The 26,612-nt window shown below is 66.3% G+C and carries 25 protein-coding genes; 6 read left to right on the top strand and 19 right to left on the bottom strand.

Features of this window, described 5'->3' with window-relative positions; genetic code table 11:
* Positions 1-17 precede the first annotated feature (17 nt).
* Genes ABC347_RS06905 through ABC347_RS06915 form a run of 3 tightly spaced genes read right to left on the bottom strand, consistent with a single transcriptional unit; the run spans position 18 to position 2,318 of the window.
* Positions 18-728, bottom strand: a complete 711-nt coding sequence (locus ABC347_RS06905; RefSeq protein ID WP_413244997.1) for a ribonuclease T2 — start codon at positions 726-728, stop codon at positions 18-20.
* Positions 725-1,570 carry a carboxylating nicotinate-nucleotide diphosphorylase gene (gene nadC / locus ABC347_RS06910; RefSeq protein WP_413244998.1) on the bottom strand — a complete coding sequence of 282 codons (846 nt, stop codon included), beginning with the start codon at positions 1,568-1,570 and terminating at the stop codon, positions 725-727. The genes ABC347_RS06905 and nadC overlap by 4 nt, the downstream gene beginning before the upstream one ends.
* A gap of 31 nt (positions 1,571-1,601) precedes the next feature.
* The gene (locus ABC347_RS06915) at positions 1,602-2,318 is read right to left on the bottom strand and encodes a 2OG-Fe(II) oxygenase (RefSeq protein WP_413244999.1); all 717 of its coding nucleotides are present in this window, start codon (positions 2,316-2,318) and stop codon (positions 1,602-1,604) included.
* A 471-nt stretch (positions 2,319-2,789) separates the two neighbouring features.
* Between ABC347_RS06915 and ABC347_RS06920 the strand changes: the two genes are divergently transcribed.
* Complete coding sequence (locus ABC347_RS06920; protein ID WP_413245000.1) at positions 2,790-5,099, top strand: M10 family metallopeptidase; 2,310 nt, start codon at positions 2,790-2,792, stop codon at positions 5,097-5,099.
* Between the two features lie 111 nt (positions 5,100-5,210).
* Here the strand turns inward: ABC347_RS06920 and nadA are convergent, their stop codons facing one another.
* Entirely contained in the window at positions 5,211-6,209 is a 999-nt protein-coding gene (gene nadA, locus ABC347_RS06925) for a quinolinate synthase NadA (RefSeq protein WP_413245001.1), read from the bottom strand.
* A 197-nt stretch (positions 6,210-6,406) separates the two neighbouring features.
* Between nadA and ABC347_RS06930 the strand changes: the two genes are divergently transcribed.
* The gene (locus ABC347_RS06930) at positions 6,407-6,664 is read left to right on the top strand and encodes a nuclear transport factor 2 family protein (protein ID WP_413245002.1); all 258 of its coding nucleotides are present in this window, start codon (positions 6,407-6,409) and stop codon (positions 6,662-6,664) included.
* Entirely contained in the window at positions 6,664-6,831 is a 168-nt protein-coding gene (locus ABC347_RS06935; RefSeq protein ID WP_413245003.1) for a hypothetical protein, read from the top strand. The genes ABC347_RS06930 and ABC347_RS06935 overlap by 1 nt, the downstream gene beginning before the upstream one ends.
* Here ABC347_RS06935 and ABC347_RS06940 read toward each other — a convergent pair.
* From ABC347_RS06940 to ABC347_RS07010, 15 genes are all read right to left on the bottom strand, one after another.
* Entirely contained in the window at positions 6,810-7,499 is a 690-nt protein-coding gene (locus ABC347_RS06940; protein ID WP_413245004.1) for a DUF4230 domain-containing protein, read from the bottom strand. The two genes, ABC347_RS06935 and ABC347_RS06940, sit on opposite strands and share 22 nt — an antisense overlap.
* Positions 7,496-8,353 carry an MBL fold metallo-hydrolase gene (locus tag ABC347_RS06945; RefSeq protein ID WP_413245005.1) on the bottom strand — a complete coding sequence of 286 codons (858 nt, stop codon included), beginning with the start codon at positions 8,351-8,353 and terminating at the stop codon, positions 7,496-7,498. Before ABC347_RS06945 ends, ABC347_RS06940 begins: the two co-directional genes overlap by 4 nt.
* Positions 8,354-8,919: 566 nt before the next feature.
* Positions 8,920-9,252, bottom strand: a complete 333-nt coding sequence (grxD, locus tag ABC347_RS06950; RefSeq protein WP_413245006.1) for a Grx4 family monothiol glutaredoxin — start codon at positions 9,250-9,252, stop codon at positions 8,920-8,922.
* 5 nt (positions 9,253-9,257) lie between these two features.
* A complete protein-coding gene (locus tag ABC347_RS06955) occupies positions 9,258-9,497 on the bottom strand; it encodes a BolA/IbaG family iron-sulfur metabolism protein (protein WP_413245007.1) in 240 nt (79 codons plus the stop codon).
* A gap of 3 nt (positions 9,498-9,500) precedes the next feature.
* A complete protein-coding gene (locus ABC347_RS06960; protein WP_413245008.1) occupies positions 9,501-9,824 on the bottom strand; it encodes a DUF1476 domain-containing protein in 324 nt (107 codons plus the stop codon).
* 68 nt (positions 9,825-9,892) lie between these two features.
* A complete protein-coding gene (locus tag ABC347_RS06965; RefSeq protein WP_413245009.1) occupies positions 9,893-10,891 on the bottom strand; it encodes an NADPH:quinone oxidoreductase family protein in 999 nt (332 codons plus the stop codon).
* A gap of 45 nt (positions 10,892-10,936) precedes the next feature.
* Entirely contained in the window at positions 10,937-11,515 is a 579-nt protein-coding gene (leuD, locus tag ABC347_RS06970) for a 3-isopropylmalate dehydratase small subunit (protein WP_413245010.1), read from the bottom strand.
* Entirely contained in the window at positions 11,515-12,327 is an 813-nt protein-coding gene (locus ABC347_RS06975) for an N-acyl homoserine lactonase family protein (RefSeq protein ID WP_413245011.1), read from the bottom strand. Before ABC347_RS06975 ends, leuD begins: the two co-directional genes overlap by 1 nt.
* Positions 12,324-12,455 carry a hypothetical protein gene (locus ABC347_RS06980; RefSeq protein WP_413245012.1) on the bottom strand — a complete coding sequence of 44 codons (132 nt, stop codon included), beginning with the start codon at positions 12,453-12,455 and terminating at the stop codon, positions 12,324-12,326. The genes ABC347_RS06975 and ABC347_RS06980 overlap by 4 nt, the downstream gene beginning before the upstream one ends.
* A gap of 4 nt (positions 12,456-12,459) precedes the next feature.
* The gene (gene leuC / locus ABC347_RS06985; RefSeq protein WP_413245013.1) at positions 12,460-13,896 is read right to left on the bottom strand and encodes a 3-isopropylmalate dehydratase large subunit; all 1,437 of its coding nucleotides are present in this window, start codon (positions 13,894-13,896) and stop codon (positions 12,460-12,462) included.
* Positions 13,897-13,933: 37 nt separating this feature from the next.
* On the bottom strand, positions 13,934-15,208 hold the full coding sequence (locus ABC347_RS06990) for a serine hydrolase domain-containing protein (protein ID WP_413245014.1): 1,275 nt from the start codon (positions 15,206-15,208) through the stop codon (positions 13,934-13,936).
* 120 nt (positions 15,209-15,328) lie between these two features.
* Entirely contained in the window at positions 15,329-16,264 is a 936-nt protein-coding gene (locus ABC347_RS06995) for a cupin-like domain-containing protein (RefSeq protein ID WP_413245015.1), read from the bottom strand.
* A gap of 98 nt (positions 16,265-16,362) precedes the next feature.
* Positions 16,363-19,140 (bottom strand): TonB-dependent receptor domain-containing protein, encoded by a 2,778-nt coding sequence (locus tag ABC347_RS07000; RefSeq protein WP_413245016.1) that lies wholly within the window; start codon positions 19,138-19,140, stop codon positions 16,363-16,365.
* Positions 19,141-19,215: 75 nt separating this feature from the next.
* Entirely contained in the window at positions 19,216-20,742 is a 1,527-nt protein-coding gene (locus ABC347_RS07005) for a hypothetical protein (protein WP_413245017.1), read from the bottom strand.
* A gap of 193 nt (positions 20,743-20,935) precedes the next feature.
* Positions 20,936-21,739, bottom strand: coding sequence for a PDZ domain-containing protein (locus ABC347_RS07010; RefSeq protein ID WP_413245018.1), 804 nt, complete (start codon positions 21,737-21,739; stop codon positions 20,936-20,938).
* Between the two features lie 130 nt (positions 21,740-21,869).
* On the opposite strand from ABC347_RS07010, the gene ABC347_RS07015 reads away from it, so the two are divergent.
* The 3 genes from ABC347_RS07015 (at position 21,870) to pdxA (ending at position 26,611) form a co-directional block, all read left to right on the top strand.
* Positions 21,870-24,137 (top strand): LPS-assembly protein LptD, encoded by a 2,268-nt coding sequence (locus ABC347_RS07015; RefSeq protein ID WP_413245019.1) that lies wholly within the window; start codon positions 21,870-21,872, stop codon positions 24,135-24,137.
* Positions 24,138-24,261: 124 nt separating this feature from the next.
* On the top strand, positions 24,262-25,605 hold the full coding sequence (locus tag ABC347_RS07020; RefSeq protein WP_413245020.1) for a peptidylprolyl isomerase: 1,344 nt from the start codon (positions 24,262-24,264) through the stop codon (positions 25,603-25,605).
* Positions 25,583-26,611, top strand: a complete 1,029-nt coding sequence (gene pdxA / locus ABC347_RS07025; protein WP_413245021.1) for a 4-hydroxythreonine-4-phosphate dehydrogenase PdxA — start codon at positions 25,583-25,585, stop codon at positions 26,609-26,611. The genes ABC347_RS07020 and pdxA overlap by 23 nt, the downstream gene beginning before the upstream one ends.
* Position 26,612: the final 1 nt, after the last annotated feature.

Consider the following 26,612-nt stretch of genomic DNA (forward strand, 5'->3'; position numbering starts at 1 on the left):
TTCGATCCGCGCCAAGCTCAATTGATCGGGCGGATCTTCAACACTGTCTGATCGGCAGCCCCGGTTTGATGTGCAGGACAGCGCACCGGCCGCTGGCGCACATCCATGCAGAGCCATAGTTCGTCAAGCCAACCCTGCCGGTTGGTGCGCACGCGAACCATATCCGCCCGCCAGCCCGGGTTGATCCGCACGAACGCATCGACGAGCGCGCCCGCGGTCGTGCGTCCGCGCGCGAGCGCCGCCATCTCGGGAAAGCGCAGCCGCTGGTAGTGGCGCCTCGCCTGCGTGAAATAGCGCGCCGGCTGGCGCGTCATGCAGGTGCCGTGCTTCGCCCATTCATGCTGCAGCAGCTGCGGAGACGGCGTCATGCAGAGATTGGCGCGCAGTTCGGCAGGCGTCAGCAACCGGGTCGGGCGGCAATATTGGGGCCATTCGCTGCCGCGCCCATCCGGCCACAGGCCATGCAGCACCCAGCCGAAGCGATTGCCGCTGCCGCACTGGATCCGCTCGCGCGGATCGCGCTCGCGACCATGGCACTGTTCGGGCGACCAGCTCAGCGCCAGCGTATAGCTGCCGATCGGCAGCACCCGCCGCGGCTGTTTGGCATCGGGCAGGTCGGGTTCGATCCGCGGCATGGTGGCTGGGAGCCGGCAGAGCTCGGCCTGTGCCAGCGCAGTGCCGGGGACCGCGGAGACCATGGCGGCCAGCAGGATCGAACACTTGATCATGCCGCCACGAAATCCAGCCCGATATCCGCCGCAGGCGCGGACTGGGTCAGCCGGCCGACCGAGATATAGGTGACCCCCGTTTCCGCGATGGCGCGGATCGTGTCCAGCCGCACGCCGCCCGATGCTTCGGTCGGCACCCGTCCGCCGACCAGCGTCACTGCGCCGCGCAGCGTGGCCGGGTCCATATTGTCGAGCAAAAGATGCGTGGCACCCGCTGCCAGCGCAGGTTCGATCTGGTCGATCCGATCCACTTCGACGATGATGCGATCGATGCCGGCGGCTACCGCGCGGCGCACCGCTTCGCCCACGTCGCCGGCCACCGCGACATGATTGTCCTTGATCATCGCCGCATCCCACAGGCCCATGCGATGGTTGGTCGCCCCACCCATCCGCGTCGCATATTTTTCGATCGCGCGCAGCCCCGGGATGGTCTTGCGGGTATCCAGCAGGATCGCGCCGGTGCCGCGGATCGTATCAACATAGGCGTGCGTCAGCGTGGCGATGCCGGAAAGATGCTGGAGCGTATTCAGCGCCGATCGCTCAGCCGTCAGCAGCGCGCGCGCATTGCCGGTCACGCGCATCAGATCGGTGCCGGCCGCGACCGCATCCCCATCGTCCACGAGCGGCTCGATCAAGGCGTCGCCGTCGAGCGCGGTGAAGAACGCCGCGGCGATCCCCAATCCTGCGACGCTGATGGCATCGCGCGAATCGATCGTGCCACAGAAACGGAGATCGGCCGGGATTACCGCATCGGAGGTGATGTCCCCGCCAGTGCCGAGATCCTCGGCCAGCGTGGCAGCCACGAAACGGTCGAGATCGAAGCCGGATAGCTGGAAGGTCATGGCCGGCGCTTATCGGCCGGGAACGGCGATGTCACCCGTCGTCGGTGCCCAGCAGCCATCCCGTTACCGCGATTCGCGGGATCGGCGCGAGCGGCGTCACCCAGGTCACTGCATGGGGCTGCGGTACCGCGAACAGGCTCAGCCGGTTCCAGCCCGGAACGAAGCCACGCGCGACCTGCCCTTGGGCATCGTAGAAGGCGAGCAGGCCACCCCAATCCGGGTGCCATTTCGGATTGAGGTTCAGCACATAGGCGGCGCGCCGCCCCCGACCGGCGATGCGATCGTCATGCATCGACAGGAAATGGCCCGGCAGATAGCGGCTGGCATGGCCGTCTGCCGAACGGATATCGGGCATGTCTGTCACATGGCGAAGCAGGTCGAGCGTCGCCGGCGCGTTCATCAGCGCCACGACGCGGGCCAGCGGATGATCCGCGGGCATGTCGGACGATCCGCGGATCGTGTCGTAGCGGAACTGGAAGCCGCGCCGGCCGCGTTCGATCACGTCGCGCGACAGGGCTGCCTGGCCGGTTTCGCCAAGCTTCGCATAGGCCTCTGGCGAGAAGTCGATCACTCTCTCGCCCTGGTTGATCGCAAGCTTCCAGTCGCGCCGCGACGCGAAGTCCTCGAGCAGGGCACGGGCGTCCGACTCGTCCAGCAGGTTGACGATCTGGATGCGACCGGACCGACGATAGACGTCGCGCAGGGCATCGCCGTCGAGCGCCGGATTGAGCTTCAAGGGGTTAGGCATGGGAACTTTCTTCGACCTTCGCGAAAGCCCCGCATAGCCGTTTGCGACGGTGTTGGCAGCGACCGTCCCGAAACGGAACGGACACGTAGCCAAATTATTGAATTAACTGATCATTCATCTACCGTTGACTTACCATGCGAAAGGTCAAATAACTCAACGCAGGACGCATTACCGGCTTGGCCGGGCAAGTATCGGCCGGTCCTTTGCGGGATCGGGCTTTGCGAGCGTTTGGGGTGATAGGGCGGAACGGCGCTTGGGTGCCGGCACTGGGGACATTATCGCTTTGCGACCTACTGTATTCGGTCTTCGGGACAGGTGTAGCTGATGCCGATCGCGCCTGCGATCGACACTTTCTGCGCCGCGTCTCCCGGCCGCTTCCGGGTCGTCTGCGATCGATATCGCCTTCCAACCATCGCTGCGCAGCAGGGTGCGGCCACGCGGCCCATTCAATCGAATGTTAGGGAGTAAACCATGGCGAAGTATCGGTCTCTTGACGAAGGTTACCACGGCGATCTCGGCCTAGGCCGGGCCTACATCGACGACCTCGTCTATCTCGAAGCCAATGTCGACGGCCAGGGCGGCACCATCCGTGGCAAGCCGGTGTTCACCCTCGATCAGGTGATCTTCCAGCTGAACCGCGGCGATGGCCTCATCACCGAAAATGGCGTGACCTATGAGTCGGGCGCTGCCTGGGAAGGTGCGGTCGGCATCACCGAGGAGCGTTATTACACGCTCGCTCAAGCCAAGAGCCATGTCGAAGGCACCCCGCTGACCGAACTCGCGTTCGGCTTCTACGAGACCCGTGCCACCCTGCCCGAGCCTTACCAGATCCAGCTTGCCAACGGCTCGACCATCTCGGCCTTCTCGTCGCTGATCCAGGGCTTCTCCGCGCTCAACGCCGCGCAGCGCGACAATGTCCGCGACGCGATCAAGCAGTGGGACGACCTGATCTCGGTCTCGTTCGTGGAAAAGAACTTCCGCGACGCCGACATCAACTTCATGAACACCACGACCGGCCCGGCGCAGGCCTCGGCCTATCTGCCGTACAGCTATGGTCCGGTGACCTACAGCAACGGCCAGCCGGTCATCAACTCGCAGGGCCAGGTCGTCACCTATGACGAAATCGCGGGCGACGTCTTCATCGCCACCCCGTCGATCAACTCGTCGAACGGCCTGTTCGACGAAGGCCAGTACGGCCTGACCACCGTGATCCACGAGCTGGGCCACTCGCTTGGTCTCGAGCATCCGGGCGCCTACAATTTCGGCCCCGGCTTCGACGTGACCTACGAGAACGGCGCCGAATATTACCAGGACTCGAACCAGTACTCGATCATGTCCTACTGGGACTCGGAAGAGACCGGCGCGAACCACATCGACTGGGAACTGCTGACCTACCGTTACCCGTCGACCCCGATGATCCATGACATCGCCACGATCCAGGATCTCTACGGCGCGGATCTCACCACCCGCACCGGCAACACGGTCTATGGCTTCAACGGCAACTCGGGCAACGAGTCGTTCGATTTCGTGAAGACCCCGATGCCGGTCGCCGCGATCTGGGATGCCGGTGGCATCGACACGATCGACGTGTCGGGCTTCTCGACCCCGTCGATCATCGACCTCAACCCGGGTCAGTTCTCGAGCGTGGGCGGCTATTTCTCGGAAGATTTCCCGACACTCGCGGAAATCAACGCCCGTCGCGCCGCCGCCGGCCTCGCGCCGCGGACCCAGGCCACCTACGACCTCTACATCGAGATCGCGGGTGACAGCTTCCGCAACGGCCTGATGACCGACAATCTGGGCATTGCCTATGGCGCCATCGTCGAGAACGCGATCGGCGGCTCGGGCGACGACCTGATCTATGCCAACGCGGTTGCCAACGTCATCAACGGCAATGGCGGCGTCGATACCGTCAATTACGACTACGCCCTCTCGGGCGTGACCGTGAACCTGGCGACCGGGGTGAATGCCGGTGGGGCGCTCGGCGATCTGCTGTCGAACATCGAGAACGTCGTCGGCTCGGCCTTCGCCGACACGATCACCGGCAACAGTGGCAACAACCTGATCGATGCCGGCACCGGTGGCCTGGATCGCCTGGCTGGCGGCACGGGCATCGATACGCTGAGCTATGCCAACGCGTCCGACGCCGTGTCGGTCAACCTCCAGACCAATGTCACCGGCCTGGATGCGACTGGCGACACCATCTCGGGCTTCGAGAATGTCATCGGTTCGGCCTTTGCCGATCAGCTGACCGGCACGTCGAGCGACAACATCCTGAACGGCCTTGCCGGTGCGGATCGTCTTGACGGTGGCGCGGGCAACGACACGATCGACGGCGGCGACGATGCCGATCTGATCTATGGCGGCCTGGGCAACGATAGCCTGCTGGGTGGCGCAGGTGCCGATCGTGTCAACGGCGATGCCGGTGACGATCGTCTCGACGGCGGCCTGGGTGCCGATATCCTGACCGGCGGTGCCGGGCGCGATATCTTCGCCTTCACCGATGCCGACGGCGCGACCGACGTGATCGCCGACTTCCGTCGTGGTCAGGACCAGATCGATCTCAGCGATCTGGACGCCAACGAAGGCACCGCCGCTGTCGACGCCTTCACCTTCATCGGTTCGGCCGCGTTCAGCGGAACGGCTGGTGAATTGCAGGCCACCCGCGTGGGCGGCGTGCTGACCGTCGCCGGCGATACCGACGGCAACGGCGCGGCCGACTTCTTCATCCAGGTGTCCGGTCAGACGGTGCTCGCACCGGCGGACTTCATCTTCGTGTGATCAGGACGGCCCGGCCTTCGCGCCGGGCCGCCCAAAGAAAGAGGGCCCGCTTCCGATCCGGAAGCGGGCCCTTTTCACTGTGTCAGTTGGTTTGCCCGACCGGCCTTATACTCAGTCTCCGGTCACACGCGTGCCGACATCGCCCTGCCCGACTGCGCCGGACGCCATCGCCAGCATCCGATCGAGCGGCTTCTTCGCCGCAAGCCGCGTCGCTTCGTCCAGTTCGATCCGAGGCTCCAGATCGCGTAGCGCGACATAGAGCTTCTCGATCGTGTTCAGCGCCATGTACGGGCACATGTTGCAGTTGCAGTTGCCGTCCGCCCCCGGCGCGCCAATGAAGCGCTTGTGCGGGGCCGCCTTTTCCATCTGGTGGATGATGTGCGGCTCGGTGGCGACGATGATCGTGTGCGCGGGCGAGGACAGCGCAAATTCCAGGATGGCCCGCGTCGACCCCACCTGATCGGCATGATCGAGGATATAGGCCGGGCATTCGGGGTGCGCAGCAACCGGCGCATCGGGATGCAGCGCCTTGAGCTTGAGCAGCTCGGTTTCCGAAAAGGCCTCGTGCACGATGCATGCGCCCGGCCACAACAGCATGTCGCGCCCGGTCTTGCGGTTGAAGTAGGCGCCCAGATTCTTGTCGGGCGCGAAGATGATCTTCTGATCCATTGGCAGCTGCGACAGGATCTTCTCGGCCGACGACGAGGTGACGATGATGTCCGAGTGCGCCTTCACCGCGGCCGAACAATTGATGTAGGTCAGCGCGATATGATCCGGATGCGCCGCCCGGAACGCTGCGAAATCCTCGGGCGGGCAGCTGTCTTCAAGGCTGCAGCCGGCATCCATGTCAGGCAGGATCACCGTCTTGTCGGGGGACAGGATCTTGGCGACTTCGGCCATGAAACGCACGCCGCAGAAGGCGATCACATCGGCATCGGTTTCGGCGGCCTTGCGGCTCAGGTCCAGGCTGTCGCCAACGAAGTCGGCAAGATCCTGCAGCGCCGGCTCCTGGTAATAATGCGCCAGGATCACCGCGTTGCGCTCCTTGCGCAGCCGGTCGATCTCGGCGCGGATGTCGACACCCCGCAAACTCTGATGCTGCACGCTCATTCCGGTCTCCCTCGCCCGCTAGATAGCGATGGCGTGCCCGATTGCCAGCGGCCCGCTTCAAAGCGCGCATTGCAGATGATGGACTGTCGCCGACCACGATCGGAGACGGATCGATTCGTGCACCCGGATTGATGCTGCTCGTCGTCGCGGCTGTTCCCGCGCCATCCCACGCCGCCTGATCGACAGCCAATGCTGCCGTGGCAGAGGCCGCCAAGGACCCGCGGATCGCCGCCGCGCTGGCTGCGACCGAGCGGATGGACCCTGCGATCTTGGCGCACGACGAGGCCGGTTTCTCAGCCGTGTTCACCGATGATGCGGTGGTCAACAATCCGTTCAACCGGATCGCCCGCAAGAAGGACGCGATCCACAATCTCAAGACCGGGCTGATCGATTATGCCACGCTTGATCGCAGGATCGAATATGCCGCTGCTCGCGGCCCGCACGATGGGTGCTGATGGGCGAGGCAGTCCTGAAACCGGTCGGCAAGGCCAGGTTCGCCGACAAATCGGTCCGCCGCCGCACGACGAAAATCTGGACGGATGTCGACGGGACGTGGAAGCTGGCGGAGCGCCAGGCGGACGATCTACGCCGCCGAATAGGTCAGCGCACGGCGTTGCCGTAAATTTCCTCCAGCGAGCGCGATCGATCCAACGTCTCGCCGCTGCGCGGGCCGGCCTCGTCCGCGAACCGCACTTCGACTGCAGCATCCAGCCCCGCCGCCTGCAACGGCATCGCGAAACTGCGCTCGACTGCGCGCCGCGCCGCATCGCGCGCCATTCGCATCGGCATGGCGCCGCGGGCTTGCCGGAGCAATTCGGCCTGCCCGGCGCGACGGTTAGCGGTATCGAGGCGCGCTTCGGCATCGCTGATCCGCATCAGCACGCCGCCCGCATCATATTCGCGCATCGCATCGAGATCCACGGCCGGCCGCGACACCTCGACTGGCGGCAGCACGACGCTTAGCCGCCGCGCGTTCGCATCCCAGCGCACATCGTCACGGCCAAGTTTCGCCAGGTCGATCTCATAGCGCACGTCGCCAGGCATGATCAGCGTCTTCTGCGCGGACAGGCCGAACCGGCGCTGGGTGGCAGTGGTGACGGATACGTAGCGGGCCGACAATACCGTCAGCCGGTTCTGCTCCCGCATCGATTCGAGGCTGGCGCTGGCGACCGCGACCGGATCGGGGTCGAGCGTGCGGACGATCTCGCGCCGCGCGAACCAGCCGATCGCAAGCGCGATCACGGCCACCACTGCAAGCGCGACGATCCATTTCACCACCGGGCGGATCATGCTGCCCGCGCCCAGGCCTCGCCGGTGCGCACCACCTGCCCGCGCGCTTCGAGATCGATCAGATGGGCGAGAACCGATCGCCCGGCCGCGCCATGCAGGCGCGGATCGATGCCGGCATACATCTTCTCCACCATCGCCGGGATCGGTCGCGGTGCAGCGTCCAGCAGGCGCAGGATCTGGCCCTCGCGCTGGCGGCGGTGCCCCATCAGGCTCCGCACGAAACGCTGCGGCCGATCGACCGGATCGCCATGCGCCGGATAATAGACCTGGTCCTCGCGTGCGATCAGCCGATCGAGGCTCGCCATATAATCGGCCATGTCGCCATCGGGCGGCGAGATCACCGTGGTGGACCAGCCCATCACATGATCGCCGGTGAACAGCGCCTCTGCCTCGGGCAGCGCGAAGCACAGATGGTTGGACGTATGGCCCGGCGTCGCGACGGCTTCCAGCGTCCAGCCCGGCCCGTTCAGCCGCTCACCATCCGCCAGGATCCGGTCAGGGCGATAGAGACTGTCGAACGCGGCATCGGCGCGTGGCCCGTCATCGTCGATCGCGAGCGGGGCGCAGCCGATGATCGGGGCGCCGGTCGCAGCCTTCAGCGGGCGCGTGGCAGGGCTGTGGTCGCGATGGGTATGCGTACAGCAGATCGCGACGATCCGTTCGCCGGCAGTGGCGGCCAGGATCGCGTCGACATGCTCGGGCAGGTCGGGCCCGGGATCGATCACCGCGACCTCGCCGCGCCCGACCAGATAGGTCTGCGTGCCGGTATAGGTGAAGGCCGACGGATTGGCGGCAAGGACGCGGCGCACCAGCGGGTGCAGCGTGACCACCGTATCGGGGGCGGGATCGGTCATACCGGTCGATGTGGCATCCGCGGCCGGGAATGTGAAGGGCAGCGTCTGGTGTCGGAAATCCTGACAGACGCGCGACCGGTTAATATCGCAGACACCATCGAGAGCTGCGGATCGCCGTCTATCGCGCCGATTGGCACGCCGGGTGCAAAGCTAGTTATGTTCCAACGTTCCGCTTCAGACAGGCGGGCCGGCGCAAGCTTCCCCCCAAGCGCCGGCCCGCCGCCCCCCTCGAATTCGCGCAGCTCTGACGCCCTGCAAGGGACCACTGGCAGGACCGGACATCGCTGACCGCCAATCGTACGGCGCCTGCCAACCCGCGACCGCAAACCCGCCTGCCGACGGCCCATTGCCCGCGAACTACAGACTGGCTAAACGACCTGTGAGATGCGTGTGACACGGTGAGCCTTGCGGCCGTAGCTGTTCCTAACCGGATCGTGGCGCATGTGGGAAATGCAAGCACCCACCGCGCGTCTCACCTCATCCCAAAACGCAGCCATACCGCGCGGCGCAGTCTCGTCGGCGCCTGGGCATCATTCGCTGTGTCGCGGTTTGAGGCTCAGGCGCCATCACGCGGCGCGCGCGACACCCTTCTCATCGAGCAGTTCGGCCAGTTCGCCCGCCTCGTACATCTCCATCATGATGTCCGATCCGCCGATGAACTCGCCCTTCACATAGAGCTGCGGGATCGTCGGCCAGTCCGAGAATTGCTTGATGCCCTGACGGATGCCCTGATCCTGCAGCACATCGATGCTGGCATATTCGACGCCGAGATGATCGAGGATCGCGACCGCACGGCTGGAAAAGCCGCACTGCGGGAACAATGGCGTCCCCTTCATGAACAGCAGCACATCGGCGGCATTCACGGCCTGCGCGATCCGGGCCTGGGCGTCGTCGGTCATCATCGTCACTCCTGATCGGGCAGCGCGGTTGTCAGTTGCAGCGCGTGAAGCGCGCCGCCCATCCGCCCGCCCAGGGCATCATAGACGCGGCGAGTGCGCTCGATGCGCGATACGCCGCGGAAACTCTCGGCCACCACGCGGGCGGCATAATGATCGCCGTCACCGGCCAGATCGGTAATCTCGATGCGGGCATCGGGGATGGCGCCCCGGATCAGCGCCTCGATCTCGTCCGCCGCCATCGGCATCGCTTACTTCGCTTCCAGCAGCTGGCGTCGCGCCTCGATCAGCTTGGCGGCCAGTTCGTCGCGCACACGGGCATCGTCCATATCGACGCCTGCCGATGTGAGGTCGCCCAGCAGCTTGCGGATCACGTCCTCGTCGCCGGCTTCCTCGAAATCGGCCTGTACGACAGCCTTGGCATAGGCGTCCGTTTCCTCGGCGGTCAGCCCCATCAGCTCGGCAGCCCAGACGGCGACCAAGCGGTTGCGCCGGGCAACGATCCGGAACGCCATCTCCTGGTCGTGCGCGAACTGGTTTTCGAAAGCGCGCTCGCGATCGTCGAAAGTCGTCATGCCGGCCCCTCTATGCTGTGAGTTCGAGATAGGGCCGGCGGGCGGCAGGCGCAACGCCTGCGGCCCACTCAGTCCATCGTGACGACCAGTTTGCCGATCGCGCCGCGCGCCGCCATCTTCGCAATGGCATCGCCACCGCGTTCCAACGGGAAGGTCTCGGTCACGCGCGGATGGATCTGGCCGGCTTCCCACAGCCGGAACAGATGCGCGACATGCGCGGCATTGGCGGCCGGATCGCGCGCGGCGAACGCGCCCCAGAACACGCCGCAGACATCGCAGCTCTTCAACAGCGTCAGGTTGAGCGGCAGGTGCGGGATGCCGGCCGGAAAGCCGACAACGAGATAACGTCCCTCCCAGGCGATCGCACGCAGAGCGGGTTCTGCATAGGCGCCACCGACCGGATCGTAGATCATGTGCGCGCCGTCCTTGCCGACAGCCTGCTTGAACTGTTCGGTCAGCGCGCGCGCCTGATTGGGCTCGAACGGCCCGCGCGGATAGACGATCACCTGATCGGCTCCCGCTTCGCGCACGACGGCTGCCTTTTCCTCGGAGGAGACCGCCGCCACCACGCGCGCACCGAACGCGCGACCGAGCTCGACCGCGGCCAGCCCCACGCCGCCCGCCGCACCCAGCACCAGCAGCGTTTCACCCGCACGCAGGCGCCCGCGGTCGAGCAGTGCATGGATGGTGGTGGCATAGGTCATCAGCAACGCGGACCCTTCGGCGAAGCTGCGCCCCTCGGGCAGCCGCAGCGCGCCGGCGGCGGGCACCACCGCCTTTTCTGCAAGGCCGCCATGGCCCAGCATCGCGATCACCCGGTCGCCGGGTGCCCAGCCCTCGACGCCCTCGCCCACCGCCGCCACGATGCCGGCGATCTCGTTGCCGGGTGCGAACGGGCGCTTCGGTTTGAACTGATATTTGTCCTCGATCACCAGCACGTCGGGGAAATTGATCGCGCAGGCCTTCACGTCGACCAGCAATTCGCCGGAGCTTGCCACGGGATCGGGCACGTCGAAGATCTTCAGCGTTTCCGGGCCGCCGGGGCGGGTCGAAAGCAGAGCATGCATGAAACGCCTATCCTCTCACATGGGCGGCCTGGCTCGGCCGTCGCTTTACAGCCAGGGCCGTTCCGCCGCCGCCTTCGCCTCATAGGCCGCGATTTGGGCTCCGCGCTGCATTGTGAGCCCGACCTCGTCGAGCCCTTCCAGCAGGCACTGGCGGCGGAACGGATCGAGCGTGAAGCTGAAGCGGTCCTGGAAACGGGTCGTGACGGTCCCCGCCTCGAGATCGACATGGATCGGATCGGTCTTGGCGACTTCCATCAGCCGATCGATCGCATCCTGCGGCAGCACCACCGTCACGATGCCGTTCTTGAATGCATTGCCCGAGAAGATGTCGGAAAAGCTGGGGGCGATCACCGCCTTCACACCCATGTCGTCGAGCGCCCAGGCGGCGTGCTCGCGGCTCGAACCGCAGCCGAAATTATCGCCGGCGATCAGGATCGGCGCGCCGGCATATTCGGGATCGTCGAACACGTTGCCAGGCTCGGCCCGGATCGTCTCGAAGGCACCGCGGCCCAGGCCCTGCCGGCTGATCGTCTTTAGATATTCGGCCGGGATGATCACGTCGGTATCGACATTCTTCCGCCCCAGCGGATAGGCGCGCCCTTCGACCTGGCGGACGGGCTGCATCAGTCGAGCGCCTTCGGGAAGGCGGGCAGCTCCGCCATGTCGCGCGGATCATGCTGAATCACGACGCGCGCCTTCAGCAGCTTGGCGATCTCCTCGAAGCGATCATGGGAAGCCAGCGTATCGGCGCGGTTGGCGTTGAAGGTGGGCACGCCGCGCACTGCGCGATTCTCGCGGAAATGATATTCGTCGCCGGTCAGCAGCACCGCGCCCGATTTCGGCAGCCGCACCAGCAGCGCGCTGTGACCGGGGGTGTGGCCGGGCATCGCCAGCATGGTCACGCTGCCATCGCCGAACACGTCCTTGTCGCCCGAAATCGCGGTCAGCTTGCCGCCGCCCGTCAGCCAGTGCGTCAACTGGCGGACATCGCGCTCGTCTGCCGGCTTCGCCTTCAGCGCATCGACATCGCCCTTGCCGATCAGCAGCTCGGCATTGGGAAAGTCCGCCGCGCCGCCGCTATGATCTGCGTGATGGTGGCTGATGCCAACATGGGTGATCTGGGCCGCGGTGAGCCCGAGCGCCTTCAGCCGATCGGTGATCCGCGTCGTCACGCTCATGCCGCCCTGCGGCGCGCCGATCATCGCGGGATCGAGCCCGGTATCCCACAGCAGAACGCCCTTTGGGTGGCGGATGATGTAGCAGCCCGCCACCAGCTCACGTTGCTCGCCCTTGAAGCGCAACGTATCGGAGAACCAGCCCAGATCCTCCTGCACCAGCCGCCCGCATTCGAATGCAGTCAGCGTCACGCTGGTCGGCGATTGCACCGCCGCCGGTGCCGCCAGCGCTGCGGCGAGCAGGGCAAATGCGGGTGTCACCGCCGTGCTTCGGGCTCGGGAACCACTTCGCCCGGCTGCGCCTTGGCGCGGCTCGGCAGCGGCGCGGCATAGGCGGCCAGCCCGGCGCCGATCGCGCCCAGTGCCAGCAGATAGATGATCTTACGCATGATGTTACGCCCCCATCAGTTCGCGCACGTCGGTCAGCCGCCCCGTCACTGCGGCGGCTGCCGCCATTGCGGGCGAAAGCAGGTGCGTGCGCGACCCCGGCCCCTGCCGCCCGACGAAATTACAATTCGAGGTGGACGCACAGCGTTCCCCCGCCGGCACCTTGTCCGGATTCATGCCCAGACACATCGAACAGCCGGGCTCGCGCCATTCGAAGCCGGCATCCGTAAAGATCCGGTCCAGCCCCTCGGCTTCAGCCTGGCGCTTCACGAGACCGGATCCCGGAACCACCAGCGCCTGCCGGATGCCGCCTGCGACCCGTCGACCCCGAACCACCGCGGCGGCGGCGCGCAGATCCTCGATCCGGCTGTTGGTGCAGCTGCCGATGAAGATGTTGTCGACCGCCACGTCCTGCATCCGCGTGCCCGGGACCAGCCCCATATAGGCCAGCGACTTGCGCGCGGCCTCCTGCTTGGATGGATCGGCGAAGCTCTCGGGATCGGGCACCGATCCGGTGATCGGCACCACGTCTTCGGGGCTGGTACCCCAGGTCAGGCTCGGCGCGATTTCCGCTGCGTCGATGTGGATCGCCTTATCGTAGACGGCACCAGGATCGCTCGGCAGCGTACGCCACCAGGCGACGGCCTTGTCCCATGCGTCGCCGGTCGGCGCCATCGGCCGACCCTTTAGCCAGTCGAACACCATATCGTCGGCAGCGATCAGCCCGGCGCGCGCGCCTGCCTCGATCGACATGTTGGCGACCGTCAGCCGTCCCTCGACCGACATCCCGCGGAACACGTTGCCGGTATATTCGATCACATGGCCGGTGCCGCCGGCCGCACCGATCCGCCCGATGATGTGCAGGATCACGTCCTTGGGGGTGACCGCAAAGCCCAGCGCACCCTCGACCCGGATCTCCATCGTCCTGGATGGCGACAACAGCAGTGTCTGCGTGGCCAGCACATGCTCGACTTCGGACGTGCCGATGCCGAACGCCAGCGCGCCAAGGCCGCCATGCGCCGATGTATGGCTGTCGCCACAGACGATCGTCGTGCCAGGCAGCGAGAAGCCCTGTTCCGGCCCCACGACATGGACGATGCCCTGCTCTGCGGCGGTGTCCTCGATATAGCGGATGCCGAACTCGGGCGCGTTGCGCGCAAGCGCGGCCAGCTGCTCGGCCGATGCCGGATCGGCGATGGGGATGCGGTTGCCGCTGGTATCGCGCCGCGCGGTGGTCGGCAGGTTGTGATCGGGCACCGCCAGCGTGAGATCGGGCCGCCGCACGCCGCGTCCGCTGACCCGCAGCCCCTCGAACGCCTGTGGGCTCGTCACTTCGTGGACGAGGTGCCGATCGATATAGATCAGGCACGTGCCGTCGTCGCGGCGCTCGACGACATGGGCGTCCCAGATCTTTTCGTACAAGGTGCGCGGGCGTGACGTCATGACGAGTGACCTATAGCGCGCGCGACTCGGGTTGCAATCAATCGTCCAGCCGCACCCAGTCCTTTGCCGGGCGCTTGTACAGCATGTCGAGGATCTCCAGCGGCAGACCGGTGGGCCGGTTGCTGTTCGAATTCCACAACATCGCCACGCCCGTCTTGCGGGCCGGATCGAACAGGATCAGCGATCGATAGCCATCGACCGCGCCGCGATGACCGATCAGCCGGTGGCCGGCATATTCATGCTCGCGCCAGCCCAGGCCATAGCCATTGCGCTCCATCGCGCGATCATAATCGGCGCGGCCGCGACGCGCCGGGGTCAAAACGCGCGACTGGTGGATCTCGCCGAGGACCTTCTTCGGGATCGCCCCGCCCTCGCCCATCTGCGCGCGCATCCACAAGCCGAGATCGAAGACCGAGCTGTTGACGCCGCCGGCGGCAGGCACTCGGTAATAGGCATCCTCCACCTTGCGGACGGTGCGACCGCGATGCGGTCGCGCCCAGCTGGCCGATCGTTCAAGCCCCTCGCGCGTCGTGCTCGCGCTGCTCATCCCGATCGGCTTGAAGAGCATCGATCGCGCGACTGCGGCGTAAGGCTGGCCGGTTACCCGCTCCACGACCTCGCTGGCGGCATCGAACGCGACATTCTGGTAGGTGAAGCAACTGCCCGGCGCGCAATAGCGATCGAGGGTGCCGAGCAGCCGGCGGATGCTGCGGGGATCCTCGTTATCTTCCAGCCGATCGTCATAGGCATTCTTCACGATGCCGGTGCGGTGGGACAGCAGCTCGGCCACCGTCACTCGCTTCTCGCCGCCGTCGGGCAGCTTCAGCGATCGCGAATAGCGCGAGACGGGATCGTCGAGCGACAACTTGCCCTTGGCGGCCAGCTCGGCGACCAGCGTTCCCGCGACCCCCTTCGACAGCGATGCCCAGCGAAATACCGTCGCGGGCGTCACCGGCTCGGGCCGGTCGGCGCTGACCAGGCCATAGCCTTTCACGAAGCTCAGCCGGCCATCCTCGACGACTGCGATGCCGAGCCCCACCATATCGCGGCGTGCCATGATCTGGCCGAGCCGGGCATCGATCCGCGCATAGTCGATCGCATGCCGGCCGGCCGGCGGCCGCACGTCCCGCGCGATCGGCGCCGTCACGATGACCGGTTTCGCCGCGGCGACTTCGGCCGCGCGCTGCCGCGCGATACCGGCATTCACCAGCAGCAGCGCGCCTGCCAGCACTGCGGCGAACAGGCCGAGGAACAGGAGCGAGCGTACCGGCAGGCGGCGATGGATGCGGGGTGGAACGGTTCGGCGGGCCATGGACGATCTGGTGATGCCCGCACGCGGAACGCGCCGGGTGCGCCGTCTTAACCTGCGTTCAAATCACGTCAATTCAGCCGGACGCACCAGCCATAGTGTTCGGCGCATCACCGTCGCAGGTCAGAGAGCGCCGAAGCTGCGATAGTCCGAATAATGGTCGTTCGGCCGGGCGAACCCTGTGAAGCTCATTCCGATCGTCGGCTCCAGCGCCTCGACATGATGCCACCAGCCGACCGGAATGAAGAGCGTATCGCCGGGCCCGAGATCACAGTGGATGATGGCCGGGCGGTCGGCCTCCGGCGCGGCGGCGATCGCGGCGGGGCCATCCCACTGCGAATAGCAGTGGATATGGTTGCGCATCCGCGGCGTCTCCCAGATCGGCGCCAGCGTCACGCGCTTCGTACCGACGAACTGTACCAGCAGATTGTTGGTGAGATCATGGTGGAACGGGGTGATCGTACCCTGCGGCCCCATCCAGAAATAGCCGGCAGCGGGGCCATCTTCGGCAAGGATGCCAGGGATCGGGCCGGTATCGTGCCACAGATCGGCCAGCGCAGCGCGGTTATGGCCGCCATTGTTCGCGGTCACATAGAAATCGTTGCTCGCCCCCCCGCGCTCGATCCGCGCGACGACATCGCCGAACCGGCGGCGCACGCGCAGCTGCGCCATGTTAATCTCATAGGCGGGATCGCGCTCACGTCCTTCCTGCACCTCGGTCTCGACGTCGGCGAACCGCGCCGCGAGGCCGGCGAAACTCCATTCGCGCGCCGCCCAACCGTCGACCAACCCGTCGAGCAGCACGGGCCGGTTCGCGGCATAGAAATCGGCGAAGAAGCGATCGGCAGGCAGATCGCGATGGCGCGGCACCATGGCCAGCCCGCCGTCCATCGTCGCCAGCCGGGATAGGCTGCGCAGCACCCAGTCGCGCTTCTCGAGCCGCGCCTGCGCGAGCCCCGCCCCCTGAAGATAGGGGCTGGCCTGCGCCTCGGCTATCTCGGCATCGGCCAGCGCGACTGGGCAGCCCTGCAGGACGAGCGCGCCGCGGATCTGCGCCACGTCCGCGCCCTGCAGCAGATTCTCGGCGATCCACCGCCGCCACTGATCGTCCAGCCGGGCGGCGGTGGGCTGTGCCTTGGGTTTCAGCTTCAGCTTGGTCAGAACTTCACCCCCACGCCCAGCGACAGGCTGGTGCCGACCTTGTAGCTGTTGGTCTCGATCCGTGTCGAACCCGACTGCTGATATTCCTGATAGTCGGTACCGGTCAGGTTGCGGGCCTCGAACTTGATCTCGACCGTGCGCCCCAGAAAATCGGCTTCCTCACGCGCGACGAAATCCAGTCGGATACCAGGCTTCTCGACGATGTCGGGCTGACGCAGCAGGCCCTGGATCGGGCCGCGATTGGTGACGCGGGTGCTGCCATAGGTGAACAGGATCGTCTGCTGCGACAGCCGGTCCGACGATTCCAGACCGATCTGCGCGTTGACGAGATGATCCGACTGACCAGTCAGCGGCGCGCCGTCGCGGAACAGCACATTGGCCGCCACCGGCTGCTGATCCGGCCCGATCACCGTCTCGGCACCGACCTTCAGCTTGGACTTGCTGTAGGTGTAGTTGCCGACCAGCAGCAGTCGCCGTGCCGCCCAGAAATCACCGCCGAAGCTGTCGAGCGGGATATATTTCTGCAGTTCGAACTCGGCACCGTACAGCTGGGCCTCGGGCGCGTTGGCGAAGCCGGTGCGCAGCGCGCCGCCGCCAGAGAAGAAGGCGACCGCCTCGATCGGATTGTCGATCTTCTTGTAAAAGCCGGCCAGGCTCACGCGCTGGTCACGCCCGAAATACCATTCGTAGCGCGCCTCGGCATTGGTCAGCTTGCTGTCGGTCAGGAACGGGTTGCCGGTGAACTGGCGATCGCTTTCGAAATCCTGGTAGATCTGCGCCGCCAGCTCGCGGAACTGCGGGCGGGCGATCGTCTTCGATGCCGCGATCCGCAGCTGCATATTCTCGACGAAGTTCCAGGTCAGCGTGCCGCCCGGCAGCCAGTAATCATTGTTGATCCGGGTCGCGACCAGCCCCGCGCCGATTGGCTGCACGCTCTGCTTGGCATCCTCGTACCGGACGCCGAGCGTCGCACGCAGGCCATCGGCCAGTTCGGCTTCGACCTGCCCGTAGCCGGCGTGGATGCCCAGCCGCGCGTCATAGGCGGCAGCGCCCTCGCTCGACGAAACGTCGCGCAGCTCGATGCCGTAAGTGTAGATATTATAGTCGGAGACCAGGAAGTCGGGCCGCTGCTGCGCCACCGCCAGCGGCAGCGCGCCGTTGGGCCGGAAATACTGGAACTGGTAGCGCGACGACGTACGATCGGTCTTGGTATAGGCATAACCGGCCGTGATGCTCACCGGCCGCGCGGTCGGCAGCTTGTAGGTGGCATCGACTGCGCCCGAATAGACATTCTCGCTGAGATCGCTGAACGCCACGTCCGCGCTCTGCCCGCCGGAAGTAAGGTTGTTCGTGTAATCACCGACGGCCGGGTTGTAATTGTAGCTGAAGCCGCGCTCATACGGGCTTTCGCGCTGCGAATTGGCATAGGCACCGCGCGCATCGACGCTAAAATCACCGAACTTGAATTCGCCGACCAGCTGAGTGTTGATCAGCTGCCGTTCGAACCAATAGGTATTCTGCCTGATCAGCGAGGCAGGCTGCCCCGCAATCTGATCCTCGACATTGCGGTCGAATCCCGCGGCCAGCCGGCCCTGTTTCACCGTGTCGCGGATATAGAGGTTGGTCCAACGCAGCTTCTGGTCGCCGAATTCGAGGCCCAAGCCCAGCAGCCCGTTCACGACAATCCGGTTGTCGGTGATGACCGCCTGGAAATCGCTCTGCGGGATGCCCGCTAGATCGGGATCGAGCGAGCGCTGCTGACGCGCGCTGCGGGTGCGCCAGCTGTTGTTGTAGCCGGCCGCCGCGATGAAACCCATCCGGCCATCGCTGCCGATATCCCACGAGCTGCCCGCGCTCAGATCCGCGGCGAAGTTGGCGGGAATGTCGCGATTGCGCTGCAACACCGTGGTCGGCGCGTTGACGAGACTGGCGGCGAAGCCCTGCACTTGATCGGTGGTGAAATTGGGGCCGGCGGTCACCGGGTTGCCGCTGTTGATCGCGTTGGCCAGCCCGCGCGGCACGTCGCGCGTGCCATCGTCGAAGCCCAGCACGTCGAGATCGCTGCCATAATAGGTATAGCCGAGATTGCCGGTCGTCTCGCTGTCGCCCGAAATGCTGGTGCCGAAGTTGAAGAAGGTCTCTTCCGGTACCGCACGCGTGGTCAGGTTGATCACGCCGCCGCCGAATTCGCCGGGATAGTTGGCCGAATAGCTCTTTTGCACGAGCGAGGAGGCGAGGACGCTGGTCGGGAAGATGTCGAGCGGCACCACGCGGCGCAGCGGCTCCGGGCTCGGCAGCGGCGATCCGTTGAGCAGCGCCAGCGAATAGCGGTCACCAAGACCGCGAACATAGACGAAGCCCGCGCCGACCACCGACAGGCCGGTCACGCGCTGCAGCGCGCCTGCGATATCGCCTTCGCCGGTGCGGGCGATGTCGGCCGACGACAGGACCGAGACGATCTCCGGCGTCGCACGGGTCGGCTCGGGGATGTAGCGGCCGACGACCACGATATCCTCTTCCGCACCGCCGCCGCCGGGGATCGAGACGTCCACGGATTCGCCGCTATCACTCGGCTGGCCCGTGGCAGGCGCAGTGGTATCGGCCGCGACGGCAGATCCGGCCGGTGCCGAAGTGGGCGATCCTGGCGCGGTCGGTGCCGCCGGTGCGCTCGATTCGGCGGCGCCCGCGGTCGGCGCGGTGCCCTGCGCGAACGCAGGTGCCGTCAGCGCGGTGGTCATCAGGAGCGCGGCGGCGCGACCCAGCGGCTTCAACATCTCTTCATCCCCCGGAATAAGCACATCGGGGGCGGCGACCGCCGGCCGCCGCCCCCTTGGGTCAAGGCGCGGCGATCAGTTGCGGATCGCGGTGCAGGCCGCATTGCTGCCGAACGAGACATAGCTGGCGTCGCAGCTCCAGCCCCGGAACCAGGTGTCGTTGGCATCGCGCACCGCGCCGATATAGGCGGTGTTAACGAAGAAGCTGCCGAGCGTGGAGGCGTTGAACGGCGCCACCGCAGTCTCGTTGGCGCCGTTCACATACACGTTCGACAGCGTCGAGGTGCCGGCCGTGTTGTTGTTGGTGCCGTTGGTGAACAGCGTGCGGATCGCATCGACCGTGACGTTGCCATCGTCGCGGAACGGCGTCTGGCACGCGAGGAAGACCGAGTTGAAGACCGGCGGGCCGACATCGTCGAGCGCCGAGTCCGCCGCGCGGACGGTGGTGCCGTTGGTGGCATCGATGTCGAGGCAGGCCGACGGGCCGGTGACGACACCGTTGACCATCGTGTAATCGGTACCGCCGCGCAGCAGCATCGCGTTGCCGCCCTGCACCGTGGACCGCTGCACGAAGGTGAAGTTGGCGAGCCGCGTATTCTGGCGCGGCAGCGCATCCTCGTTGCCGTTCGAGTCCGCTTCGATCATCGAGTTGCCGTTGCTGGCGTCACGCTGCACCGCGATCACGAACTGGATGAAGCCCTTATAGCCGAGATCGGTATCGAGCCCGTCGTCGTCAGCGCCGGTGACCAGCAGATATTTCAGGTTCGGGCGGCCGCCGAAGATCTCGATGCCGTCGTCCGAGCTGTTGTGGATCTGGATATGATCCAGCGTCGTGCCGCTGCCGACGCCGCCCAGCGTCAGGCCCTGCAGCTCATTGCCCGGCGCGATCGCGAAGCCGGAATAGCGGATCTGGACGTATTGCAGCGTACCCGAATTGTCGTCCGCCGTGGCGCCGCCATAGAGCGAGCCGGTGGTGCCTTCGATCACCTGCTGGCAGCCAGCGGTGCCGCCGGCGACCGCGGTATTGCAGTCCGAGATCGGCGCGCGGCCGAGCAGGATGATGCCGCCCCACAGCCCCTGGCTGGCGTCGGTTGCCGAACCCTCGACGTTGGCGCGGGCAGTGAACACGATCGGATTGGCCGCCGTGCCGATCGCCTGCAGGCGCGAGCCGCGATTGACGACCAGATAGTCGTTGCCGGACGAAGCGAAGATGGTGACGCCGGGCTGCACCGTCAGCGTGACGCGCTGGCCGCCCGCGGCCGCGCCGTCGCCGCCGATGTCGGTGCCAACATTGACCGGGCCCGACAGCGAATAGATCACGCCCGGCAGCTTCTGCACGGTTGTGTCAGCGCTGATGCGGCCGGAAAGTTCGCAATTGCGGAAGTTGGTGGCGATCACGCCACGATCGACGGTGCCGGTGGGGCAGGATGCGGCCGGGCCGGTCGGCGTCGGGGTGGGGGTCGGCGTCGGGGTGGGGGTCGGTGTCGGCGTGGGCGTCGGGGTGACAATCACACCCTCGCCGGGCGATGCCACATCGTCCGCGCCGCAGCCGGCCAGCGCCAGAGCCGCCGTGCCCAGCAGGAAGAGATTCCGCTTCAACATCTTGATCGCCCCTTATTTCAAGTCCGGGAACCGACCTGCCCGCATTCGCAGGACTCGATCGGCTCGACGGGGCGGGACTAGATCGGCTCGGTGATGGATTTGTTACAGGTTCGGCAGGAGTTTGGATTGCAAACCAATTATTATCTATGCAACCGAACCTTCACAAAAGCTTGGCCGACTTGTAATAATATTGTCATGCAATTGGAACGGCAGTGCGGCCTTCGCGCATTGCACCCGCGCGTTCATAGCCGAAGCGCATCTCCGGCGACACGGCCACTTCCCGGGCGAGGCCGGCGACATCCTGTGCGCTCAGGATCGCTCGGCCATTGACCGATACCAGCACGTCACCCGGCTTGAGCCCCGCCGCAGTCAGGATCGGCGCAGGCGCTCCAGACTTGACCAGATATCCCGTAATCCGGCCATCCTGTTCGCGCGGCGCCAGCGCGAGCTGGAACTCGATCCCGCGATTGCGTTCCGACTGGCTGGGTGTTCGATCCTGGCCGTTTGCAGCCGCCACGAGCAGAGTGCGCGCACCGGATTCGATGCCGCTGATCCGGCTGGTTCCGCTGGCGTCGACCAGCGCCAGAGTCACATCGCGGCCATGATCGGACAGCCGCACCGAATCAACGCTGACCGACTTCAGTATGATGCCGGGGGCAGCTTGCCAGCCCGGCCGCACCAGCATCTGCGCGCCGCCGCGCCGCGCGATGACCGCGGCTTGGCCGGTCACGCCGTGCAGCACGAGATCGGCGATCGATGCCGTGGCCGGAGCCGATTGGGCAGCCGGGGCAATCACGGGCGGCCCGGCGGGCACCGGCGCTTCGGCTACCGGCAAAACCGCATCCGCCGGGATAGCCGCATCATCCGGGTCAGGCAGTGCGATCGCGAGCAGCGCCGCCAGCCCCGCTCCGCCCAGCGCGAGCCAAACGGCACGCGGCAAGCTCTGCGCCGGGGCGGCGGCGGCGGTGGCCGGCAGCTGGTCGATCGCGATGCGCATCGCCGGCGGCTAGCCTGCGGAGATGACGGAACGATGACGCTCACCGCCTGCCGCAGCCTCGCTTGCAGGCCGCCGCGCGCGATGCGATAGGCAGGCGCGGCCGCGTCGGCCGCTGCGGGGCACCCAGTTTTTGAAGCGTATCGCATCCCTTTGCGTCACCGGCCTGTGCATCACCGGATCGCCGCTTGCGCTTGCATGGTCGGCCGCGGCGGCGGCGCAGGATCTGATGCAGCGCACGGTGGCGCCGCCGCCCCAGGCCGGCACGCCTGTTCCCGCGAACGAGGAGGAGATCACCTTCAGCGCCGACGAGCTCGGCTATGACGATGCCAGCCAGGTCGTCACGGCAAAGGGGGATGTGCGGCTGGTGCGCGCCGGCAACCGGCTGCGTGCGGATAATGTGTCGTGGAACCAGCAGACCGGCGAGGTCACCGCGACCGGCAATGTCGCGGTCGTCAATCCAGGTGGCGACACCGCCTATGGCGATTCGGTGCAGCTGAAGGACACGTTGCGCGACGGCATCATCGAGAATCTTCTGCTTGTGCTGGAAGATGGCGGCCGCCTGGCCGCGGTGCGCGCAACTCGTGTCGATGGCGTCTCCACGCTGGAGACGGCGGCCTACACACCCTGCGACGTCACCTGTGCCGACGGCAAGCCCAAGGAACCGTCGTGGAAGGTGACGGCGGTTCGCGTGATCCACGATCCGGTGCAGCACCGCATCTCTTACGTCGATGCGCGGCTGTCGCTGTTCGGTCTGCCGATCCTGTGGCTGCCGCGTTTTTCGCACCCCGATGGCGCCGAGGGTGGCGGGCCGGGCGCGCTGATCCCGCAGGTCCGGTTCAGCCGCTCGAACGGCGCCGAGTTCGCGCTACCTTATTACATCCAACTGGCGCCGAACCGCGACCTGACGGTGACGCCGCATGTCTATTCGGACGTGCTGCCCGCGCTCGGCGCGCAGTATCGCGAACTGAACAGCCGGGGCGCCTACCAGATCGGCGGCATGATCACTTATGGCTCGCGGCTGCCGGCCAGCGTCGGGCCGCTGCCGCCGGGTGCGGATCGCAACCGCGGGCTGCGCGGCTATATCGATGCCAATGGCCGCTTCCAGCTCGATGACTACTGGACGGTCACCGGGTCGACCCGGCTGGCATCGGACCGCACCTTCCTGCGCCGTTACGATATCAGCCGAGACGATCGGCTGCGCACGATCGTCAACGCGGAGCGGATCGACCGCGACAGCTATCTATCGATCGCCGGCTACGCGGTGCAGACGCTGCGTGCGGGCGCGTCGCAGGGCCAGCAGCCGATCGCGTTGCCCGCGATCGATTATCGTCGCCGTCTCGAAGGCCCGGTGGTCGGCGGCGTGGTAGAAGTCCGCGCGAACAGCCTGGCGCTGCTGCGCACGGCTGGTCAGGATACGCAGCGTGCCTTCACCGGCGTACGCTGGGATCTGCGCCGCTACACCCCGCTTGGCCAGGAAGTCACCTTTACCGCCTATGCGCGCGGCGACGTCTATCACACCTCCGATACGCTGAGCACGCCGACCGTCAGCTATCGCGGCGATCCGGGCTGGACGACGCGCGGCATCGCGGCGCTGGCCGCAGACATGCGCTGGCCGTTCGTGGGCGAATTTCTCGGCGGGTCGCAGATCCTGACCCCCCGGCTCCAGCTGGTCGCGACCCCGCCGACCAAGAACCTCGCCGTGCCGAACGAGGATGCCCGCGCGATCGAGCTCGAGGATTCCAACCTTTTCGCGCTGAACCGCTTCTCCGGCTATGATCGCTGGGAGGATGGCAGCCGTGTCACCTACGGCTTCGAGTGGAATTACGATCGGCCGCGCCTGTCCGTGCGCACCGTGATCGGCCAGAGTTACCGGCTGACCGCCAAACCCAGCATCTTCCCGCCGGGCACCGGTCTCGACGCGCGCTTCTCCGATATCGTCGGGCGCACCCGCGTGAAGTTCGATCGCCTGGTCGACATCACCCACCGTTTCCGGCTGGACAAGGACAATGGCGCGATCCGCCGCAACGAGATCGACGTCACGGTCGGTGGCCGCCGCACCTATGCGACTGCCGGCTATCTGCGCCTGAACCGTGACATCACGCCGGGGATCGAGGATCTCCGCGACCGCGAGGAGATCCGTGTCGGCGGGCGTCTGCAGGTGACCAGCACCGTCTCCGTCTTCGGATCGACCGTGGTCGATCTGACCGGGCGAGGCGAGGATCCCTTCTCGGTGGCCGATGGCTACGAACCCGTCCGCCACCGGCTGGGCGTGTTGTATGACGACGAATGCCTGGAGCTGGGCGTAACCTGGCGCCGCGATTATGCGGTGATCGGCGATGCTCGGCGCGGCAACACCTTCCTGTTGCAGGTGGCGCTGAAGAATATCGGCGGGCGCTGAGCCGACCGGCACGGCGATCCTTGTCGCGGCGGGCAATGAACCCTACAGCGCAGGTTAAGCTATGCTGGCGCAGAGGCTGGCGGGCCAGGTGGGGCGCGACGAAGCGAGGACGAGCTTGAAGGTCATGAAGATGGGACGCTGGACGGCGCTTGCCGCCGCGTGGGCAGCTGCGATCGGGGCGGCCGCGGCGATCGCGCAGACAGTGGACGATGGCGTGGGCCCGACCGCGGCCGGGCTCAACCTGCCGGCGGAACTCACTGTGTTCGGCAAGGCCGATCCCAAGGTCCGCAAGGCAACAGCGATCGTCAACGGCACGATCATCACCGACACCGATATCGATCAGCGGCTGGCGCTGGTGGCGGCGGCCAATGGCGGCAACATTCCGGCCGAGGAACGCGAGCGGCTGCGCCTGCAGATCCTGCGCAACCTCATCGACGAGGCGCTGCAGATCCAGGAGGCCCGCGGCCACGACATCACGATCAGCCCGGAAGAGATCAACCAGACCTTCAACCGCGTCGCTGGCAACTTCAAGCGCGAACCCAGGGCGTTCGGTGCCTATCTGAAGGAGATCGGGTCGTCCGAGGCTTCGATGAAGCGGCAGATCGAAGGCGAACTGGCGTGGCGCCGGCTGCTGAGCCGCCGGGTCGAGCCGTTCATCAACGTCGGCCAGGAAGAAGTCGAAGGCGTCATGGCCCGCCTCAACGCTGCCAAGGGCGCACAGGAATACCGCATCGGCGAGATCTTCCTGTCGGCGACGCCCGCTAATGACGGTGAAGTTCGCGCCAATGCCGATCGCATCGTCGATCAGGTCCGCAAGGGCGCCTCGTTCGTCGCCTATGCGCGCCAATTCTCGGAAGCGTCCACTGCGGCCGTCGGTGGTGAGCTCGGTTGGGTCCGTGCCGAACAGCTCCCCTCCCAGTTGGCCGAAGTCGCGCAGTCGATGCAGCCCGGCACGATCAGTCAGCCGGTGCCGCTGCCCGGCGGCTATTCAATCATCGCGGTAATCGACAAGCGCCAGGTCCTGACTGCCGATCCACGGGATGCCGCGCTGAACCTGAAGCAGGTCGGCATCGAATTCCCGAAGGGCACGACTCAGGCTCAGGCAGGGCCGCGCGTCGAGGCCTTCGCCAAGGCGATGTCGGAGATCCAGGGCTGCGGCAAGGCGGACGAAGTCGCCAAGTCGATCGGCGCCGAGGTTGTCGACAATGCCGAGGTTCGGGTCCGCGATCTGCCCGCTCCGCTGCAGGCGATGATGCTCGAGCTCAATGTCGGTCAGGCCACCCGCCCGTTCGGGTCGCTCGACGATGGCGTGCGATCATTGATCCTTTGCGGGCGCGATGATCCGCAGGCGGCGAATGGCCCGTCGTTCGACCAGATCCTGGCCCGCATGGAAGAAGAGCGCGTCAATCGCCGCGCCCAGCGCTACATGCGCGACCTGCGACGCGATGCGGTGGTCGATTATCGCTGACGGCAGCCCCGTGGTCGCACCGCTGGCGATTGCGCTGGGCGATCCGGCCGGGATCGGTCCGGAAATCGTCGGCAAGGCATGGGATCGCCGGATCGCAGAGGATCTGCCGCCCTTTTTCGCGGTCGGCGATCAGCGCGCGCTGGAAGCGGTCTGGCCCGGCCCGATCGAACGGATCGCCGGCCCCGAGACCGCCCGCGCTTGTTTCCATCACGCGCTGCCGCTGATCCAGGTCAACGATGCCGGCGAGATCGAGCCCGGCAGCCCCAACGTGCCCGGTGCGCGCTGCTCGCTCGATTCGCTGGAAATGGCGGTTGGCGTCACCCGTTCGGGGGCGGCGGGCGCGCTCGTCACCGGGCCGGTCAGCAAGGCCCAGCTCTACGGCATCGGCTTCAGCCATCCCGGGCAGACCGAGTTCATCGCGGAACGCTGCGGCGTGGCGGCCGCCAACGCGGTCATGATGCTGGTCGGCCCGACGCTGCGCACGGTGCCGGCGACCACGCACCTGCCGCTGGCCGCGGTTTCGCCGATGCTGTCGATCGATCTGATCGTCTCCAAGGCGCGTGCCACCGAGCGCGGGCTGATCCGCAATTTCGGGATCGAACGGCCCCGACTCGCCATCGCCGGCTTCAATCCCCATGCCGGGGAATCGGGCGCGTTGGGGCAGGAGGAGATCGAGTTCATCCTTCCGGCGGTCGAACTGTTGCAGGCCGAGGGCATGGATATCGTCGGCCCGCTGGCCGCGGACACCATGTTCCACGCCCGCGCCCGCGCGCGTTATGATGCCGCGATCTGCCTCTATCATGATCAGGCGCTGATCCCGCTGAAGACGCTTCATTTCGACGAAGGCGTCAACATGACGCTGGGCTTGCCGATCGTGCGGACCGCGCCGGACCATGGCACCGCTTTCGAGATTGCCGGCCAGGGCGTGGCGGAGCCGGGCGCGATGATCGCCGCAATCCGGCTGGCCGCGCAATGTGCGGAGCATCGCGCCCGCGCCTGCTGCTGAC

The sequence above is a fragment of the Sphingomonas canaveralia genome (genome assembly GCF_047238125.1).
Classification (GTDB): Bacteria; Pseudomonadota; Alphaproteobacteria; order Sphingomonadales; family Sphingomonadaceae; genus JBDFMH01.

What these genes read in the sequence shown, in the direction of transcription:
- ABC347_RS06905 (WP_413244997.1), bottom strand. Translation starts at nt 728, where the DNA reads ATGATCAAGTGTTCGATCCTGCTGGCCGCCATGGTCTCCGCGGTCCCC.
- nadC (WP_413244998.1), bottom strand. Translation starts at nt 1,570, where the DNA reads ATGACCTTCCAGCTATCCGGCTTCGATCTCGACCGTTTCGTGGCTGCC.
- ABC347_RS06915 (WP_413244999.1), bottom strand. Translation starts at nt 2,318, where the DNA reads ATGCCTAACCCCTTGAAGCTCAATCCGGCGCTCGACGGCGATGCCCTG.
- ABC347_RS06920 (WP_413245000.1), top strand. Translation starts at nt 2,790, where the DNA reads ATGGCGAAGTATCGGTCTCTTGACGAAGGTTACCACGGCGATCTCGGC.
- nadA (WP_413245001.1), bottom strand. Translation starts at nt 6,209, where the DNA reads ATGAGCGTGCAGCATCAGAGTTTGCGGGGTGTCGACATCCGCGCCGAG.
- ABC347_RS06935 (WP_413245003.1), top strand. Translation starts at nt 6,664, where the DNA reads ATGGGCGAGGCAGTCCTGAAACCGGTCGGCAAGGCCAGGTTCGCCGAC.
- ABC347_RS06940 (WP_413245004.1), bottom strand. Translation starts at nt 7,499, where the DNA reads ATGATCCGCCCGGTGGTGAAATGGATCGTCGCGCTTGCAGTGGTGGCC.
- ABC347_RS06945 (WP_413245005.1), bottom strand. Translation starts at nt 8,353, where the DNA reads ATGACCGATCCCGCCCCCGATACGGTGGTCACGCTGCACCCGCTGGTG.
- grxD (WP_413245006.1), bottom strand. Translation starts at nt 9,252, where the DNA reads ATGACCGACGACGCCCAGGCCCGGATCGCGCAGGCCGTGAATGCCGCC.
- ABC347_RS06955 (WP_413245007.1), bottom strand. Translation starts at nt 9,497, where the DNA reads ATGCCGATGGCGGCGGACGAGATCGAGGCGCTGATCCGGGGCGCCATC.
- ABC347_RS06960 (WP_413245008.1), bottom strand. Translation starts at nt 9,824, where the DNA reads ATGACGACTTTCGACGATCGCGAGCGCGCTTTCGAAAACCAGTTCGCG.
- ABC347_RS06965 (WP_413245009.1), bottom strand. Translation starts at nt 10,891, where the DNA reads ATGCATGCTCTGCTTTCGACCCGCCCCGGCGGCCCGGAAACGCTGAAG.
- leuD (WP_413245010.1), bottom strand. Translation starts at nt 11,515, where the DNA reads ATGCAGCCCGTCCGCCAGGTCGAAGGGCGCGCCTATCCGCTGGGGCGG.
- ABC347_RS06980 (WP_413245012.1), bottom strand. Translation starts at nt 12,455, where the DNA reads ATGCGTAAGATCATCTATCTGCTGGCACTGGGCGCGATCGGCGCCGGG.
- leuC (WP_413245013.1), bottom strand. Translation starts at nt 13,896, where the DNA reads ATGACGTCACGCCCGCGCACCTTGTACGAAAAGATCTGGGACGCCCAT.
- ABC347_RS06990 (WP_413245014.1), bottom strand. Translation starts at nt 15,208, where the DNA reads ATGGCCCGCCGAACCGTTCCACCCCGCATCCATCGCCGCCTGCCGGTA.
- ABC347_RS07000 (WP_413245016.1), bottom strand. Translation starts at nt 19,140, where the DNA reads ATGTTGAAGCCGCTGGGTCGCGCCGCCGCGCTCCTGATGACCACCGCG.
- ABC347_RS07005 (WP_413245017.1), bottom strand. Translation starts at nt 20,742, where the DNA reads ATGTTGAAGCGGAATCTCTTCCTGCTGGGCACGGCGGCTCTGGCGCTG.
- ABC347_RS07010 (WP_413245018.1), bottom strand. Translation starts at nt 21,739, where the DNA reads ATGCGCATCGCGATCGACCAGCTGCCGGCCACCGCCGCCGCCGCCCCG.
- ABC347_RS07020 (WP_413245020.1), top strand. Translation starts at nt 24,262, where the DNA reads ATGAAGATGGGACGCTGGACGGCGCTTGCCGCCGCGTGGGCAGCTGCG.
- pdxA (WP_413245021.1), top strand. Translation starts at nt 25,583, where the DNA reads ATGCGGTGGTCGATTATCGCTGACGGCAGCCCCGTGGTCGCACCGCTG.